The organism is Bradyrhizobium sp. HKCCYLRH2060 (assembly GCF_051168135.1).
In the GTDB taxonomy this organism is placed as follows: Bacteria; Pseudomonadota; Alphaproteobacteria; order Rhizobiales; family Xanthobacteraceae; genus Bradyrhizobium.
In genome coordinates this window covers 430,269-446,860 of record NZ_JBNPUK010000001.1, presented here as the reverse complement: position 1 = coordinate 446,860, position 16,592 = coordinate 430,269, and the positions used below count along the sequence as shown (strand labels likewise).

Genomic DNA, 16,592 nt, shown 5'->3' with positions numbered 1-16,592 from the left:
AAGCCCCGGCTTCGGCCGGGGCTTTTTTGTGCCCCCGGGGCATTTCGATCCGCCCCTCGCCATCGCATATGCGGATACGCCCGGCCATGACGACGTGGCGAGAGATGAGAGCAAGACTCCGATCATCGAATACGCTAGCCCTGCGGCCTGCTCGGAGCCCGTCGACCCTTTGACGGCTTCGTGGCGGAGCCTTCCTTTCTTCAAATTGCGCCGCGATTGATGTAATCGGATAACGAGATATTCAGGCTGCGGATGCAAAACGCGCCGAGACTTCCAGGAGCTGTCCATGTCGCTTGATTCGGATGTGATCGTCGATCGCCGCAGGCTGCGCCGCAAGCTGACGTTCTGGCGGGTGGTCGCGGTGCTGATCGCGGTCGCGGCTCTTTCCGCCATCGGCCTCGCCATGTCGCCGCGCGGCCGCACCGTGCTGTCGACCACCGGCTCGATCGCCCGCGTCAATATCGAGGGCCTGATCCGTAGCGATCATGAGCGAGTCGAGGCGCTGGAGCGGCTCGAAAACTCCTCGGCCGAAGCCGTCATCGTCCACATCAATTCGCCGGGCGGCACCACCGCCGGCTCCGAGCAGCTCTACGATTCGCTGGTCCGGCTGAAGGCGAAGAAGCCGCTGGTCGTCGTCGTTGAAGGTCTCGCGGCGTCCGGCGGCTATATCGGCGCGATCGCTGCCGATCACATCGTCGCGCAGCAGAGTTCGCTGGTCGGTTCGATCGGCGTGCTGTTCCAGTACCCCAATGTCGGCGAGCTGTTGAAGACGGTCGGCGTGAAGATCGAGGAGGTCAAATCCTCGCCGCTGAAGGCCGCCCCCAACGGCTACGAGCCCACCAGCCCGGAAGCGCGTGCGGCGCTCGACGCCCTGGTCAAGGATTCCTACGCCTGGTTCCGCGGACTGGTGAAGGATCGCCGGGCCATGAATGATGAGCAGTTGGAGAAGGTGGCCGACGGCCGCGTCTTCACCGGCCGGCAGGCGATCGAGCTGAAGCTGATCGACGAGCTCGGCGACGAGAAGACCGCGGTCGCCTGGCTCGTCGCTAACAAGAACGTCAAGAAGGACCTTCCGGTGCGTGACTACAAGCTCACGCCGCGGTTTGGCGACCTCACCTTCCTGCGAACGGCCACCTCGATCGCGCTCGACGCCGTCGGCCTGTCCGGAATCGCCCGCCAGCTCGAGCACACCGGCGTGGTCCAGGCGGTCGATCGCATCAGCCTCGACGGCATGCTCGCGCTCTGGACGCCCGCGCCGGGCAATTGAACTCGCCAAGACCATCCTCGGGACGATCTTCCCGTTTCGCGTGTGCCATGGCGAGGCCCCGTACCCGGCCTCGCCCCCCGATTCACGGCCGCGATGAATGATTTAGCGTCTTGACAGTCCAGCATATTTTCACGGAAATGGGACCTGTCTCCCCGGGTACATTTTCTCGATGATCAAATCCGAGCTGGTTCAGCGTATCGCCGAGCACAACCCGCATCTCTACCAGCGGGATGTCGAGAACATCGTCAACGCGATCCTCGACGAGATCGTCGCGGCGCTCGCCCGCGGTGACCGCGTCGAGCTGCGCGGCTTCGGCGCCTTCTCGGTCAAGCATCGGCCGGCCCGCGCCGGGCGCAACCCACGGACCGGCGCTCATGTCCCGGTGGACCAGAAAAGCGTCCCGTTCTTCAAAACGGGCAAGGAAATGCGCGAGCGGCTGAACCGAGACAATCCCGCGGGCGCTGCGGCTGACGACTCAGACGATTGAAGCATCTCGCGCCGGCCGTGCTAGTCGTCGGCGGCTGATTTCGAGGCGAATCCGGCCTGACTGAAACGAGCGAGCGCATGCGAAAATTCTTCACTGTCGTGGTCGTCCTTCCGCTGCTGGTGCTGTTCGTCATCTTCGCGGTCGCCAATCGGCATTTCGTTACCGTATCGTTTGATCCGTTCAACGCGACCGATCCGGCGCTCGCGGTATCGGTCCCGTTGTTCGCCTTGATCATCGCCGTCGCGATCCTGGGCGTGATCGCAGGTGGTTGTGCCACCTGGATCGGCCAACGCCGCTGGCGGCGGGCCGCGCGCCGTCATCAGGCCGATGCCGAAGCGGCCCGTGCGCAGGTGGCGCAGTTGAGCGCCGCGGCGCGTGCAAATCAGGGCTCGGCACAATCTCTGGTTCCGGCGGCGCCGGCGCGGCTTTTCGCCCCTTATGGGCGAGACAAGCAGGGCGCCGCGTTGTAGAAGGCGCCCAAGCTCGGCGGCCTTGGAAGCCGCCGGCTTCTGGTGATCCTTTCCGCCCGGACGTGCGTTGTTCATCGATGTCCCTGCTCGTCAAAATCTGCGGCCTGACCACGCCCGATACCCTCGCTTCGGCGCTCGACGCGGGCGCCGACATGGTGGGCTTCGTGTTCTTTCCGCCGTCCCCACGCCATGTCGGCCTGACGGCCGCGCGTGAGCTGGGCCGTGACGTCAGGGGGCGCGCGCTCAAGGTGGCGCTGACCGTCGATGCCGACGACGCGATGATCGAAAATATCGTCGAGACGCTGCGGCCTGATCTCCTGCAGCTGCATGGCCGCGAAAGCATCGCGCGCATCCGCGACCTCAAGCAGCGCTTCGGCCTGCCCATCATGAAAGCCATTCCGGTCGCGACCGAGGCCGATCTTGCGCCGCTGGCGGGCTACGCCGATGTGTGCGACCGCATCCTGTTCGACGCGCGGGCGCCGAAGGATGCGACCCGTCCCGGCGGACTCGGGGCTACCTTCGATTGGCGTCTGCTGCAGGGCCTGAAACTCGATCGCCCGTTCATGGTGTCCGGCGGCCTGAGCGCCGACAACGTCGCCGAGGCCGTGCGGATCACGCGCGCCGGCGGCGTCGACGTGTCATCCGGCGTCGAGCGAACGCCGGGTGTGAAGGATTGCGACATGATCCGGGATTTCATTCGCGCGGCGCGGGCCGCTGAAGAGTTGAGCGTTCAATGACGACAGCCATTCCCAATTCCTACCGCAGCGGTCCTGATGACCGCGGTCACTTCGGCATCTTCGGCGGCCGCTTCGTCGCCGAAACCCTGATGCCGCTGATCCTCGACCTGGAAAAGGCCTATGCGGAGGCCAAGGCCGATCCGGCATTCCACGCCGAGATGAACGGCTACCTGAAGAACTACGTCGGCCGGCCCTCGCCGCTGTATTACGCGGAGCGGCTGACGGAGCATCTCGGCGGCGCCAAGATCTACTTCAAGCGCGAGGAGCTGAATCACACCGGCTCACACAAGGTCAACAACGTGCTCGGCCAGATCATGGTCGCGCGCCGGATGGGCAAGAAGCGCATCATCGCCGAGACCGGCGCCGGCCAGCATGGTGTGGCCACCGCAACGCTGTGCGCGCGCTTCGGGTTGGACTGCGTGGTCTACATGGGCGCCGTCGACGTCGAGCGGCAGCAGCCGAATGTGATCCGCATGGAGATGCTCGGCGCCAAGGTGGTGCCGGTGCAGTCCGGCGCCAAGACGCTGAAGGATGCGATGAACGAGGCGCTGCGTGACTGGGTCACCAACGTCCACAACACGTTCTATTGCATCGGCACCGTCGCCGGCCCGCATCCCTATCCGATGATGGTGCGCGACTTCCAGTCGGTGATCGGCAGCGAGACGCGCGCGCAGATGCAGGAGGCCGAAGGCCGCCTGCCGGATTCGCTGATCGCCTGCATCGGCGGCGGCTCCAATGCGATGGGCCTGTTCCATCCGTTCCTCGATGATCCCTCCGTCGAGATCTACGGCGTCGAGGCCGCGGGCCACGGCCTCACGCAGCTGCATGCGGCATCGATCGCCGGTGGCCGTCCCGGCGTGCTGCACGGCAACCGCACCTATCTGCTGATGGATGAGGACGGACAGATCGAGGAGGCGCATTCGATCTCGGCCGGTCTCGACTATCCCGGTATCGGACCGGAGCATTCCTGGCTGCACGAGGTCGGCCGCGTGAACTATTTGTCGGCGACCGATGAGGAGGCGCTGGCCGCGTTCCAATTGCTATCGCGGCTCGAAGGCATCATCCCGGCGCTGGAGCCGGCGCATGCGGTCGCCAAGGTCATGGAGCTCGCGCCGAAGAAGCCGAAAGACCACCTGATGGTGGTCAACATGTCCGGCCGCGGCGACAAGGACGTGCCGCAGGTGGGGGACATCTTGCGAGGAAGGGCGAAGGCATCGTGACCAGCCGGATGGATGCGCGTTTCGCGCAATTGAAAAAGGAAGGCCGCTCGGCGTTCGTCACTTTCGTGATGTCAGGCGACCCTGATCCTGAAACCTCGCTGGCGATCGTCAAGGCGCTGCCGCAGGCTGGCGCCGACATCATCGAGATCGGCATGCCGTTCACCGATCCGATGGCCGACGGTCCGTCGATCCAGGCGGCGGGCCTGCGCGCGCTGAAGGCCGGCATGACCCTGAGGAAGACGCTGCAACTGGTGCGCAGCTTCCGCGACAGCGATGTCGACACGCCGATCGTGCTGATGGGCTACTACAACCCGATCTACATCTACGGCGTCGACAGGTTTCTCGACGATGCCAAGACCGCCGGCGTCGACGGCCTGATCATCGTCGACCTGCCGCCGGAAGAGGACACCGAGCTCTGCATCCCCGCGCTGAAGGCCGGGCTCAACTTCATCCGGCTGGCGACGCCGACCACCGATGACAAGCGGCTGCCGGCGGTGCTCGCGAACACCTCCGGCTTCGTCTACTACGTCTCGATCACCGGCATCACCGGCGCGGCGGCCGCGGATTCGTCGGCTGTGGGCGCCGCCGTGGCGCGCATCAAGCGCCATACGGCGCTGCCCGTCTGCGTCGGCTTCGGCATCCGGACACCGGAGACGGCCCGCGCCATCGCAGCCCATGCCGATGGCGCCGTGGTCGGCACCGCCCTGGTCGACGCACTCCGCGCCAGCCTCGATGCCGAGGGCCGCGCGACCGCCAAGACCGTCAGTGCGGTCGCCGATCTGGCCGCCGCTCTCGCCCAGGGCGTGCGCGGCGCGCAACAGGCCGCGGAATAGGCCGTCAACCACTATCCGAGCGGATGTCGCGGCCGTCTTGCCGTGACCCCGCCGTCCCGCCATATATCCGGGCGACCGCAACACGGAGCGACACATGAACTGGCTTACCAATGTGGTCCGGCCGAAGATCCGCAACATCCTGCGCCGCGAGACGCCGGAGAACCTCTGGATCAAGTGCCCGGATTCCGGACAGCTCGTGTTCTACAAGGACGTCGAGGCCAACCAGTTCGTCATCCCCGGCTCCAACTACCACATGCGCATGGGCGCGGTGGCGCGGCTGAAGTCGATGTTCGACAACGAGACCTGGTTCGACGTCGCGCTGCCCGAGGTCACGCCCGACCCGCTGAAATTCCGCGACGAGCGCCGCTATGCCGACCGCATCAAGGATGCGCGGGCGCGGACAGGCATGAACGATGCGGTGAAGGTCGGCTTCGGCAAGCTCGAAGGCATGGGCGTCGTCATCGCCGTGCAGGATTTCGATTTCATGGGCGGTTCGCTCGGCATGGCCGCCGGTGAGGCGATCGTGCGTGGCCTGGAGCTCGCGGTCGAGAAGAAGTCGCCGTTCATCGTGTTCGCGGCCTCCGGCGGCGCGCGCATGCAGGAAGGCATCCTGTCCCTGATGCAGATGCCGCGCACCACGGTCGCGGTCCAGATGCTGCGCGAGGCCAAGCTGCCCTACATCGTCGTGCAGACCAATCCGACCACCGGCGGCGTCACCGCGTCCTACGCGATGCTCGGCGACGTCCACATTGCCGAGCCCGGTGCGCTGATCGGGTTCGCCGGCGCCCGGGTGATCGAGCAGACCATTCGCGAGAAGCTGCCCGAAGGTTTCCAGCGCGCGGAATACCTGCTCGACCACGGCATGGTCGACATGGTCGTGCACCGTCATGACCTGCGCCCGACGCTGGCGCGGCTGTGCCGATTGCTGACCAAGGCGCCGGCCATCGAACACGCCAAGCCCGCGCCGCAGCTGCCGCCGCCGGCCAAGCCCGCCGAAGCCGCGGAAGCGCCGGCGGTCGCAACGAGCGCGTGAACGATTCTGCCGCCCAGCCAAGACCGTCGCTCGACGAGCTGATCACGCGGCTTTCTGCCCTGCATCCGAGCCGGATCTCGCTCGGGCTGGATCGCATGCACCGGCTGCTGGCGCAGCTCGGTCATCCCGAGCGCAAGCTGCCGCCGGTCATCCACGTCGCCGGCACCAACGGCAAGGGCTCCACGGTCGCATATCTGCGCGCAATGCTCGAGGCCGCGGGGCTGCGCGTCCACGTCTTCACCTCGCCCTGGTTGGTGCGCATCAACGAGAGCTATCGGCTCGGCCAGGTCGGCGGTGGCGTCCTGGTCGAGGACGACGAGCTGATCTCCGCGCTCTTGGAGTGCGAGCGGGTCAATGCCGGCGCGCCGATCACCTTCTTCGAGGTCAAGACCGTCGCGGCCTTCGTGCTGTTCGCAAGGCATCCAGCCGATGTCGTGCTGCTCGAAGTCGGCCTCGGTGGCCGGCTCGATTCCACCAATGTTGTCGAGCAGGTCGCGGCCTCCGTGCTGACGCCGATCAGCATGGACCACATGGAGTTTCTCGGTGACACCCGCGCGCTGATCGCGGCCGAGAAGGCCGCCATCATCAAGCGCGGCTGCCCGGTGATCTCGGCGGCGCAGGAGCCCGATGCGATGGCCGTGATCGAGCGCGAGGCCAGGCGACAGCGCGCGCCGTTGTTTGCCGCGGGCGAGAGCTGGCACGTCAGTGTCGAGCGCAACCGGCTGGTCTATCAGGACGACCGTGGTCTTCTTGATCTTCCGGCGCCAAAACTGTTCGGCCGGCATCAGTTCGACAATGCGGGCCTCGCGATCGCGACCTTGCGCGCGGTCGATCAGTTCAAGCTCGCCACCAAGGCGTTCGAGGACGGCATCGTCGGCGCCGAATGGCCGGCGCGCATGCAGCGGCTGTCGAGCGGCGCGCTCACCGCGATCGCGCCGCAGGGCGCGGAGATCTGGCTCGACGGCGGCCACAATGCCGAAGGCGGCCGTGTCGTCGCCGCGGCGATCGGGGATCTCGAGGAGCGCGTGTCGCGGCAGCTCGTCGTCATCGTCGGCATGATGGGCAACAAGGATGCCGCGGGCTTCCTGGTCAACTTCGCCGGCCTGACGCGCCACATCATCGTCGTGCCGATTCCGAACGAGAGCAAGGCGATGGCACCGGCTGATCTGGCCGCCGCCGCGCGCACGCTCGGCATGCGCGTCGAGATCGCCGATGGCGTCGCGTCGGCGCTCGCCGGCATCGCGCGGCTTGCCTATGAGGTCCCGCCGCGTATCCTGATCACGGGGTCGCTCTATCTCGCGGGCCACGTGCTCGACCTCAACGGCACTCCGCCGACCTGAGAGGAATGGCGCATGCGCTTTGCCGCGATCGCAGATGTCCACGGCAACCATCTCGCGCTGGAGGCCGTGCTCGCGGATATCAGTGCGCAGGGCGTGACCGAGATCGTGAACCTCGGCGACATGGCGAGCGGCCCGCTCGACGCGCGCAAGACGATGGATCTGCTGATGCCGCTCGATGCGGTGCATGTCCGCGGCAACCACGATCGCTGGCTGATCGATCGACCGCCGGAGAAGATGGGCGCATGGGAGCGGCCTGCTTACGCCCAGCTCGAAGCTGATCATCTCGACTGGTTGCGCACGATCCCGGCGACGGCCGTGTATCGGGACGAGGTGTTTCTATGTCACGCGACGCCCGATGACGACAACGTCTACTGGCTCGAGCGCGTCGCTCAGGACGGTGCGATCACTTGTGCGCTGCTCGACGACATCGAGCGACTGGCCGCCGGCATTTCGCAATCATTGATCCTGTGTGGCCATACCCACACGGCCCGTGCGGTGCGCTTGCGTGACGGTCCGCTGATCGTCAATCCGGGCAGCGTCGGCAGCCCCGGCTATTCCTACAACGTGCCGCATCCGCATGTCGTGCAGGCCGGCACGCCTGATGCGCGCTACGCGATCCTTGAGCTGACGTCGTCCGGCTGGAGCGTGAGCTTCCGCCACGTGCCCTATGATCACCGATCCATGGCTGCGCTCGCGCGCGCCAATGGCGACGAGGAATTTGCATCGGCGCTTGCGACCGGCTGGATCCGCTGAGCTCACGCGAGCAGTTTCCAGGGATCAGCGACCCTCTGCTCGAGCTGCTCGAACGTGCATTGCCTCGGCGATTTGTCGGGCCGCCAGCGCAGGATCGAGGTGCCGTGGCGAAAGCGCTCGCCGGAGAAATGGTCGTAGCAGACCTCGATCACCAGCTTCGGTTTCAGCGGACACCACTCCGCGGAGCGCTCGGTCGACCAGCGGCTCGGCCCGCCCGGCGCATTGCCGGTGAAGCCGGGTGGCGAGATCAGCGGCTCGAGCTTGTCGGTCAGCGCGGGCTTCTCGTCCTTCTTGAGCGCGGAGGTGAAGCCGACGTGATGCAGCAGGCCGTCATCGCCGTAGAGGCCGAGCAGCAGCGAGCCGACCAACTTGCGCCCCTGGGCGCCCTTGTTGGTGGCGTAGCGGAAGCCGCCGATCACGCAATCGGCCGAGCGATAGCGCTTGATCTTCTGCATGCCGTCGCGGTTGCCTGCCTGGTAGGGCAGGTCGATGCGCTTGGCGATCACGCCATCCGAGCCGCCGCCGGATTGCGCCAGCCAGTCTTGCGCGGTCGCAAAGCGCGTCGTCGCCGGCGACAGCCGAAACGTCGGGTGCCCGGCGAAGTTCGCTTCCGCAAACGCCTCCAGCGCCGGCCGCCGCTCGTGCAGCGTGTGCGTCACGAGCTCCTTCTTGCTACTCGCCAGCAGATCGAAGGCGAGGAACAGCGCCGGCGTCTCCACCGACAGCTTCTTCACCCGGCTGGCGGCGGGATGAATCCGCTGCAGCAACGCATCGAACGAGAACGACTTCACCTGCGGCACCACCAGCTCGCCGTCGAGGATGAAGCTGGTTGCCTTCAGCTGGCGCGCCGCGGCGACGACCTCGGGAAAGTAGCGCGCAAGATCCTCGCCGGCTTTCGACTGCATCGTCACCTGAGCGCCCTCGCGCGCGAGCAGGCAGCGGAAGCCGTCCCATTTCGGCTCGTATTGCCAGTCCTCGCCGCGCGGGATTGCATCCACCGAGCGCGCCTCCATGGCCAGCAAACCGGATTTGCGGGAGGGCGAGCGATGGGCGCGGGCGGGCATGGCGACATCCGAAAACGCTGAAACACACCCCCTCAACGCGAACGGCCGGCGATTCCGCCGGCCGTTCGACAAAAATCCTGGATCGTGGAGCGTCAGACCGCCGACGAGATCCACTGCTGCAGCTTCGCCTTCGGCGCAGCGCCGACTTGGCGCGAGGCCATCTCGCCGCCCTTGAATACCATCAGGGTGGGGATCGACATCACGCCGTACTTCGAGGCCGTCTTCGGGCTCTCGTCGACGTTGAGCTTGACGATCTTGACCTTGTCGCCCATCGCGCTCGAGATCTCGTCGAGGGCGGGCGCAATCATGCGGCACGGGCCGCACCACTCGGCCCAGAAGTCGACCACGACCGGGCCGTCGGCCTTGAGCACTTCGCTTTCGAAATCGGCGTCGGAAACCTTGCCAACGGCCATGGAATTACCTCGTTCGGTTGGAGGGAGCGGCGCGGACGCGCCGCCTCAGCGTGGGTGTCAAAGTAGGAATGGCGTGATGCCGGGTCAAGCGGGCTCACTCAGTCGTGCTGGGATGGCAGCACGGCGTCCAGCGCGGAGGCCGGAAGCTCCATGAATTCAGGAGCTTCGGTCCAGAGCAGCGCGGCGCGGACGTTTCGTCCGGGGTACAACTGGCCGAGCACGGCGCGGTACAGCGCGAGCTGCCGGACATAGGCCGGGGGCACGTCGGCGAGTCCCGAGGGCGGCTGCTGGTTGGTCTTGAAGTCGACGATCAGCACCTCGACCTCGGTCACCACCAGTCGGTCGATCTGGCCGGAGACCAGCGCCGGAGGCTGGCCGGCCAGTGCGAGGCGGCCCACGATCGAGACTTCCGCCCGGCTCCCGGCCGCGAACACCGCGGCAAAGCGCGGGTCTTCCACCACGGCGAGCACGCGTTCCGCGAGTCCCGCGCGCTCGTCCTCCGGCCAGTCGGCGGCGTTGCGAATCAGATATCGCAGCGCGGCATCGCGCCGCCGCTCCGGCGGCACCTCGGGCAGCGACTGCAGCAGGCGATGCACCAGCGTGCCGCGCTGCATCGCGAGGCTGCGCGCGGCCAGCGATTCGCCCGTGCGCACCGGCCGCTCGTCGGCGGACGGATCGGATGGCCGGAGCACGGCGACCTCGCCGGGCGCCTCCGCCGCCGCCGTGCGCAGCCACGCCGGCAGCTCGACGGCCGTCTCGACCATGCGCTGCGTTTCGTCAGCAGCGGTTTCCGCGATGTCCTCGGCCCGCGCGTAGCGCTTGACCGGCCCGTCCTCGGTTTCGATCACCTCGACCTGCAGGCCCGCCGCATCGAGGCCGCGCGCCATCAGGTCGTACCAGCTGCCGCCGCGGACGTTGTTCATGTTGCCCGGCATGCAGCCGCCGATGACCAGCCGATCCGCGGCGCGCGTCATCGCGACATAGAGCAGCCGCCGATATTCGTCCTCGGTTTCCTTGAGCATCGCCGTGCGCGCCGCAGCCACGGCTTGCGGATCGTCGGCCTTGCGGCCGGCCCAGACCACGATCTCCTGCTCGCCATGCGGCACGTGGATCAGCCGCAGCCGCTGCGAATCCGCCGGCGATGACGTCGTGTCGACCAGGAAGACGACGGAGGCTTCGAGGCCCTTGGCGCCGTGCACGGTCATGACGCGCACCTCATCGCGCGAAATCTCCATGTCGCGCTTCACCTCGGTGTCGGCGGCGCGCAGCCAGGCGATGAATCCCTGCAGCGAAGCCGGCGCCTTGCGCTCATAGGACAGCGCCAGCTCCAGGAATTCGTCGAGCGCGTCGTTCGCCTCGTGGCCGAGTCGCGCCAGGATGCGGCGCCGGCCGCCATCGCCGCCAAGCAGCCAGGCATAGAACGCGAACGGCGTGTCCTCAGACGCACGGCGCTCGCATTGCTGCAGGCGTCGGACGACCGCCTGCAGCCGCTCGTCGTCAGCGGCATGTGCTGTGAGAGCATCATGCAACGAGCCGCGGCGCTGCCACGCCAGCTTGAACAGATCGTCATCGTCGAGCCCGAACAGCGGGCTCTTCAGCGCGGTGGCCAGCGCCAGATCGTCCTGCGGCAGCAGCAGCGCGTCGGCGAGGTTCATCAGGTCGATGATCGCGATGTGCTCGGTCAGCTTGAGCCGGTCAGCGCCGGCGACGGGGATGCCGGCGTGCTTCAGCGCCTGGATCACGGCATCGAATGCGTTGCCGCGCCGGCGCACCAGGATCAGCATGTCGCCATAGCTGAGCCGCCGCCGCGCGCCGTCATGGCCGGTCATCGTGCCTGTCAGGATCAGCCGCTTGATCTCGGCCTGGATGCGGCGCGACAGCTTCACCTCGGGGCTGGTGACGGAGACGCCGTCGAACGGCGCCCGCCAGCCCTCGATCTCCTTGCGGTCGTCGCGTTCGCACAGGCTCCAGAGCTCGACCATGCTCGGCCCGGCATCGGTCAGCGCGTTGTGGATGGGATGGCCGATGTCAGGCGAGTGGATGCTGCTGTAGACCTCGCGCTCGCGGAATACATGGTCGACCGCGTGCAGCACCGTCGGCCCGGAGCGGAACGAATAGGTGAAGGACACCGGATCGAACAACAGCCCGGCGTCGGTGAAGCGCTTCTGCAATTGCCGCCGGCGCGCATCGAACTCGTGCGGGTCGGCGCCCTGGAACGAGAAGATCGACTGCTTCTCGTCGCCGACCGCGAAGATCGTCCGCGTCAGGCCGTCGCGCGCGCCGGCGCCGGCGGTGAACTCCTCGATGATGTGGGCAACGATGTCCCACTGCCGTGGGCTCGTATCCTGGGCCTCGTCGATCAGCACGTGATCGACGCCGCGGTCGAGCTTGTAGTGGACCCAGCCGGCGGAGACGCGGTTGAGCATCGCCAAGGTCTTGTCGATCAGGTCGTCATAGTCGAGCAGCCCGCGTTCCTCCTTCTCGCGGCGATAGTTCGCGGCTGCCGCTGTCGCGATCTGCAGCAGCGCCTCGGTGCGGTCGCGCACGACAGCGGCGCGGCGCTTCTCGATCAGGCGGTCGAGCCGACGCGCTTCGGCGTCGAACAGGCCGGCAAGGCCGGGATTGCTCTCGGCGAACTTCTTGGTCAGCAGCGATTTGCGCGGCTGCTTGTCGTCGGTGAGAAACAGCCGGAGATATTCGTCGACCTGATCGGCTCCAGAGAACGCCAGTGTAGCGCGAAGTTGCTCCGCCTGCTTCTGGTCGGTCTTGGCGCCGCCATCCAGCCGGGCGGCGATATCGGTCCAATCCGCACGCGGCAGATTGGGACCGTCGACCATGTCGCGCTCGATGGCTTCCAGCGTCTCATCCGGCGCGATGCCGAGCACCTCGCCGAGATGCTGCGCGGCGACCTCGACGCGGCCGGCGCCATCGGTCCAGGCCATGAAGTGATCGCGGCTGAGACAGGCCTCACGGACGACGTCCTTGAAGGTCGAATCGGCCGCATTGGTCATCGCCACCTGCAGCGCGCGGCCGACCGCGCTGTCGGGGGCCCTGGAGGCATCGAGCAGCACCTTGAGATTGGCGCGCTCCATCATCTCGGTCTGGTCGCGCTCGTCGAGCACCGAGAACCGCGCGGGAACGTTGGCCTCGAATGGAAACTGCTGCAGCAGCCGGGTGCACAGCGCGTGGATGGTCTGCACCTTCAGCCCGCCCGGCGTCTCCAGCGCGCTGGCAAATAGTTTGCGCGCCGAGGCGCGCAGCTTCTTGTCGGGGTTGGGAATGCCGGTGGATCGGATCGCGTCATCCAGCGCGTCGTCGTCGAGCGTCACCCAATGGCCGAGCGTCGAGAACACGCGCTCGGCCATGTTGGCGGCGGCGGCCTTGGTGAAGGTGATGCAGAGGATCTTCTCCGGCGGCACGCCGTCGAGCAGCAGCCGGATCACGCGCTGCACCAGCACATGCGTCTTGCCCGAGCCGGCATTGGCCGACACGAACGCCGAGGCCGCCGGGTTCGATGCGCGCGTCTGCGCCTCGCGCACGGCCTGCGGAATGGGGCGGGGCGCCTTCACCATTCCTCCACTCCCAGGCCGCCGGCCGCCGACCATTCCTTGATGCGGGCGAGGTCGTCATAGCTGCCGTAGCGGTTGGCCCACATCGACAGGTTCAGCGAGGTGTAGCCCTGATTGACGTCCTCGAAGCTGCGGATCAGCGCTTCGAGTTTTTCGCGCGCCTCCTGCGCGGCCTGGTCCGGATGCTGCGGCGGGTCGCTCTTGTTGATCTTCAGCTCGAGAATGCGCTCCTCGCCCGGCGGGTTGTTGCCGGACAGCCGGACATAAACGAGCTGGCTGATCAGGCTGCCGGCCGGAATGCCGTCGAATCCGCCCTCGCGGAGGATCGCGGCTTCAAGCGTGAGCTGCGGCGACAGGCCCATGCGCACCTGCTTGGCCGTTGGTGGCTGCCCGGTCTTGTAGTCGAGAATGGCGTAGGTGCCCTCGGCACGCTGCTCGATGCGGTCGGCGCGCGCCGACAGCATGAAGGTACGGCCATTGTCGAGCGGAATGCCGATTTCGCCGCGGATCTCCGCGGTGATCGCGCCGATCTGCGCGCGTCGCGCACTCTCCCACGCCGCAAACCAGCCGGCGATGCGCTGGAAGCGAGGCCACCACAGCGCCCGCGCCTCGGGACGCTCCATCAATGGTGCAAAATGCTTCTCGCCGATCACGCGTAGCGCATGCGCCGGATGCAGCGGCAGCGCATCGGCATAAACTTGCGTGAACTCGCCGATCGCCTCGTGGATCGCCGAGCCGCGATCGGCGGCCGACAGCGGCATGTCGACGGGATCGAGCGGATCGAGCCGCAGGATGTAGCGCGCGAAGATGGTGTAGGGATCGCGCAGCCAGTCCTCGATCGCGGTCACCGACATGCGCAGCGGCCGTGCTGCCAGCGGCGGCTTCGGCGCCGGCTGCTCGATCGGCTTCACGGTCGCGGGCTGGTCGAGCACCTCGGCATAGCGGACGTAGATGTCACCGCGCGCCTCCGCCGCCTTCCAGCGCTCGGCGCCGGCGACGGCTTCGAGCCGATGCAGGAAGCGCGAGGCCACGGCGGGCGCGCCGCCGGACTTTGCGGCGTGGGTCAGGATCACCTCGGGCGCGCCGAGCAATTGCGCGAAATCGTGTGCTGATAGTCCGATGCGGCGCTCGGGCAGGTCGAGGCCGAGCTGATGCCGCATCGGGCGGCTGAGCCAGGGATCGATGCGCGGCGCCGGCGGCCAGATGCCCTCGATCAGGCCGCCGACGATCATGCGGTCGGCCTGCATCAGCCGGGCTTCGAGCGGACCGTAGATCTGCAGCTGCGCGCCGTGGCGCTCGGGGCGGCGCACCGCGCGATCGGAGAAAGCGGTATGGAACAGATCCGGATAATCCGCCAGCGGCGCCATCAGGCCGCAGCGCTCGCCGGACGCGAGCAGGTCGTCGAAGCAGCGCGCCAGCGCGGCGCCGTCGCGATCGGTGAAGGCGGTGCTGAGGCCGACATCGTCGGTCGACAGCGCAATCAGCACCTCACGATGCCGCGCCGCGAGCTCAGCGAAATCCTGCGGGCGCGGCGAGGCGAGGTTTTCCAGCGGCGCCAGCGCCGTCTGCAATTGCGCGATCAGCGCGCCGGCGCGGTCGAGCTGCTCGGGACTGAGGCGCGCGCGTGGCTCGGCCTTGTGCAGCGATGATACCTCGCCCTGGTGCAGCTTGGTGTGCTCGTCGCGGAAGCGCGCGAAGTCGCGCGCGAGCCCGCCGGTTCCGGCTTGCGGCCGCGTGCCGCGCAGCACCGCGAGCTCCAGCGTCTCGATGGCACTCTTCCAGCCATTCGCGGCGCGGCCGAGCCGGCACAGCGGATGCTTGAGCAGCGCCAGCAGGGTCGGCGGCTCCAACCCGCGCGCGGCGGCTTCGGCGGCGAGGCGCGCGAAGATGCCGGCGGGCGTCTCCAACAGCGCATCACCGCCGGAGTCGTCGAAGGTGAGGTGCCAGCGCGCTAGCGCCGCCATCACGCGGCGGGCCAGCGCGCGGTCCGGCGTCACCAGCGCGGCCGATTTGCCGAGATGGCGCGCCTCGCGCATCGCGATCGCGATCGCCAGCGCCTCCATCTCCGGATTGGGCGCAGCGACGACCGCGAGGTTGTCCATGGCTTCCGCGATGTTGGCGGCGATGTCGAACTGGCGCAGCCGCTCGTGCCAGACGGCGGTCGCCTCCGACGGCCGCATCGCCTCTGAGATCAACACCTCCCGGCCGCCGCGGCCGGTTGGGACGAGACGGACCACGTCGCGCCGGTCCAGGCCGAAGCGCTTGAGCAGCAGATGCATGGCATATTGCGGATGGTTGACCGCGGGCGGCGTCAACACGCGGCCGGCGCGGTCCCTGGCACCGCCGATCGAATTCCACGCGGCTTCGTCGAGATCGGTGTCGAGCCCAGGCAGCACCACCGCGCCATGCGGAAGCTTGGCGACGGCGAGCAGGAATTTTGCCGTCGCCGGCATCGAGCCGGTGGAGCCGGCGGCAATGACGGGACCATCGGCATGCGCCGACAGCCGCGCGGCTTCGGCCGCGATCAACAGATCGCGCCGCGCCGCCGGCTCGATGCGCTCGATCTCCTGCAGATAGGCCGGCCACGCGGTCCGCGCGATGCGCAGGAACTCGAGCGAATACTGCCAGTATTTGTCGAGCTGATCCGGCACCAGCGCGTCGAGCGCGTCCCACGACACGCCGCGCGTCACCATGTCGTCGATCAGCCGTGCGAGGTCGCCGGCCAGCGCGAGCGTCGAGGCGGGCCCGCCGATCACCAGCGGCGCCGACACCGGCGTCTTGGCCCAGGCCGCCACCAGCCGTGCCAGCGTAAGCCGGCGCTGCAGGTCGTCGAGCCGTTCCGGGATCTCCAGCGGCGCGGGCCCGAGGAACGCGTCGCGATCCTCGGCGAAGGCAAGCTCGTCCTCATCGATGTCGCCGAGCGCGACGAGGCGCGGCAGCACCGCGGCATCGGTCTTCAGCTCGTCGAGGAACATTTCGCGCGCGACACGGAGCGAACGGCGCGTCGGCAGATACAGCGTGGCGGTCGCGAGTCGGGCCGGATCGCTGCGCGCCTCGAAGCCGTCGACCAGCCGGCCGTCGACCAGCGCCGCGATCACGCTGCGCAGGAACGGCGCCGAGATGGGAACGGTGAAGACGCGCATGGCCTGCGATTCGGGTTGCCCAGGCCGTCTATATAGGGAGCGATCGGGCGGAGGTCATATCCGGGGTGTGGATGGGTGTTGATAGCGCCGCGACCGCTCCGATGTTGGACGCCGCACGCGGGGAGCCGCTCTGCGGCCGCGATCTCAGCTGTCGTAACCCGCTTTCGCGGGCGGTGAGAGCTGAGTTGCTGGAACCATCCGCCCACCTTCATCGTCACCGACAGCGCGGCGAAGCAATCCACGGCTGAGCACGGGACTCTGGA

13 protein-coding genes are annotated in these 16,592 nt (G+C 67.6%); 9 read left to right on the top strand and 4 right to left on the bottom strand.

The genetic code is table 11. From position 1 onward, the window contains the following. The first annotated feature begins 286 nt into the window (after window positions 1-286). The 9 genes from sppA to ACQR10_RS01840 all read left to right on the top strand — a co-directional run bounded on the left by sppA (window position 287) and on the right by ACQR10_RS01840 (window position 8,140). Entirely contained in the window at window positions 287-1,267 is a 981-nt protein-coding gene (gene sppA, locus ACQR10_RS01880) for a signal peptide peptidase SppA (RefSeq protein WP_434911759.1), read from the top strand. 169 nt (window positions 1,268-1,436) lie between these two features. Continuing rightward, the gene (locus tag ACQR10_RS01875; RefSeq protein ID WP_315803967.1) at window positions 1,437-1,754 is read left to right on the top strand and encodes an integration host factor subunit beta; all 318 of its coding nucleotides are present in this window, start codon (window positions 1,437-1,439) and stop codon (window positions 1,752-1,754) included. A gap of 77 nt (window positions 1,755-1,831) precedes the next feature. Next, window positions 1,832-2,224: a lipopolysaccharide assembly protein LapA domain-containing protein gene (locus ACQR10_RS01870; protein ID WP_434895476.1), complete on the top strand. Its 393-nt coding sequence runs from the start codon at window positions 1,832-1,834 to the stop codon at window positions 2,222-2,224. A gap of 77 nt (window positions 2,225-2,301) precedes the next feature. Beyond that, entirely contained in the window at window positions 2,302-2,961 is a 660-nt protein-coding gene (locus ACQR10_RS01865) for a phosphoribosylanthranilate isomerase (RefSeq protein ID WP_434911758.1), read from the top strand. Beyond that, window positions 2,958-4,181, top strand: a complete 1,224-nt coding sequence (gene trpB / locus ACQR10_RS01860; RefSeq protein ID WP_316215381.1) for a tryptophan synthase subunit beta — start codon at window positions 2,958-2,960, stop codon at window positions 4,179-4,181. Before ACQR10_RS01865 ends, trpB begins: the two co-directional genes overlap by 4 nt. Further along, window positions 4,178-5,014, top strand: a complete 837-nt coding sequence (gene trpA, locus ACQR10_RS01855) for a tryptophan synthase subunit alpha (protein WP_315803963.1) — start codon at window positions 4,178-4,180, stop codon at window positions 5,012-5,014. The genes trpB and trpA overlap by 4 nt, the downstream gene beginning before the upstream one ends. A gap of 94 nt (window positions 5,015-5,108) precedes the next feature. Then, complete coding sequence (gene accD / locus ACQR10_RS01850) at window positions 5,109-6,047, top strand: acetyl-CoA carboxylase, carboxyltransferase subunit beta (RefSeq protein ID WP_315803962.1); 939 nt, start codon at window positions 5,109-5,111, stop codon at window positions 6,045-6,047. Beyond that, window positions 6,044-7,387, top strand: a complete 1,344-nt coding sequence (locus tag ACQR10_RS01845; RefSeq protein ID WP_434874530.1) for a bifunctional folylpolyglutamate synthase/dihydrofolate synthase — start codon at window positions 6,044-6,046, stop codon at window positions 7,385-7,387. Before accD ends, ACQR10_RS01845 begins: the two co-directional genes overlap by 4 nt. A gap of 12 nt (window positions 7,388-7,399) precedes the next feature. Then, the gene (locus tag ACQR10_RS01840; protein WP_434911757.1) at window positions 7,400-8,140 is read left to right on the top strand and encodes a metallophosphoesterase family protein; all 741 of its coding nucleotides are present in this window, start codon (window positions 7,400-7,402) and stop codon (window positions 8,138-8,140) included. Window positions 8,141-8,142: 2 nt separating this feature from the next. Here the strand turns inward: ACQR10_RS01840 and ACQR10_RS01835 are convergent, their stop codons facing one another. The 4 genes from ACQR10_RS01835 to addB all read right to left on the bottom strand — a co-directional run bounded on the left by ACQR10_RS01835 (window position 8,143) and on the right by addB (window position 16,329). After that, complete coding sequence (locus tag ACQR10_RS01835; protein WP_434911788.1) at window positions 8,143-9,153, bottom strand: ATP-dependent DNA ligase; 1,011 nt, start codon at window positions 9,151-9,153, stop codon at window positions 8,143-8,145. Window positions 9,154-9,296: 143 nt separating this feature from the next. After that, window positions 9,297-9,617: a thioredoxin gene (gene trxA, locus ACQR10_RS01830; RefSeq protein ID WP_015663255.1), complete on the bottom strand. Its 321-nt coding sequence runs from the start codon at window positions 9,615-9,617 to the stop codon at window positions 9,297-9,299. Window positions 9,618-9,715: 98 nt separating this feature from the next. Beyond that, window positions 9,716-13,189 carry a double-strand break repair helicase AddA gene (gene addA / locus ACQR10_RS01825; RefSeq protein WP_434863691.1) on the bottom strand — a complete coding sequence of 1,158 codons (3,474 nt, stop codon included), beginning with the start codon at window positions 13,187-13,189 and terminating at the stop codon, window positions 9,716-9,718. Next, on the bottom strand, window positions 13,183-16,329 hold the full coding sequence (addB, locus tag ACQR10_RS01820) for a double-strand break repair protein AddB (protein WP_316215377.1): 3,147 nt from the start codon (window positions 16,327-16,329) through the stop codon (window positions 13,183-13,185). The genes addA and addB overlap by 7 nt, the downstream gene beginning before the upstream one ends. Window positions 16,330-16,592: the final 263 nt, after the last annotated feature.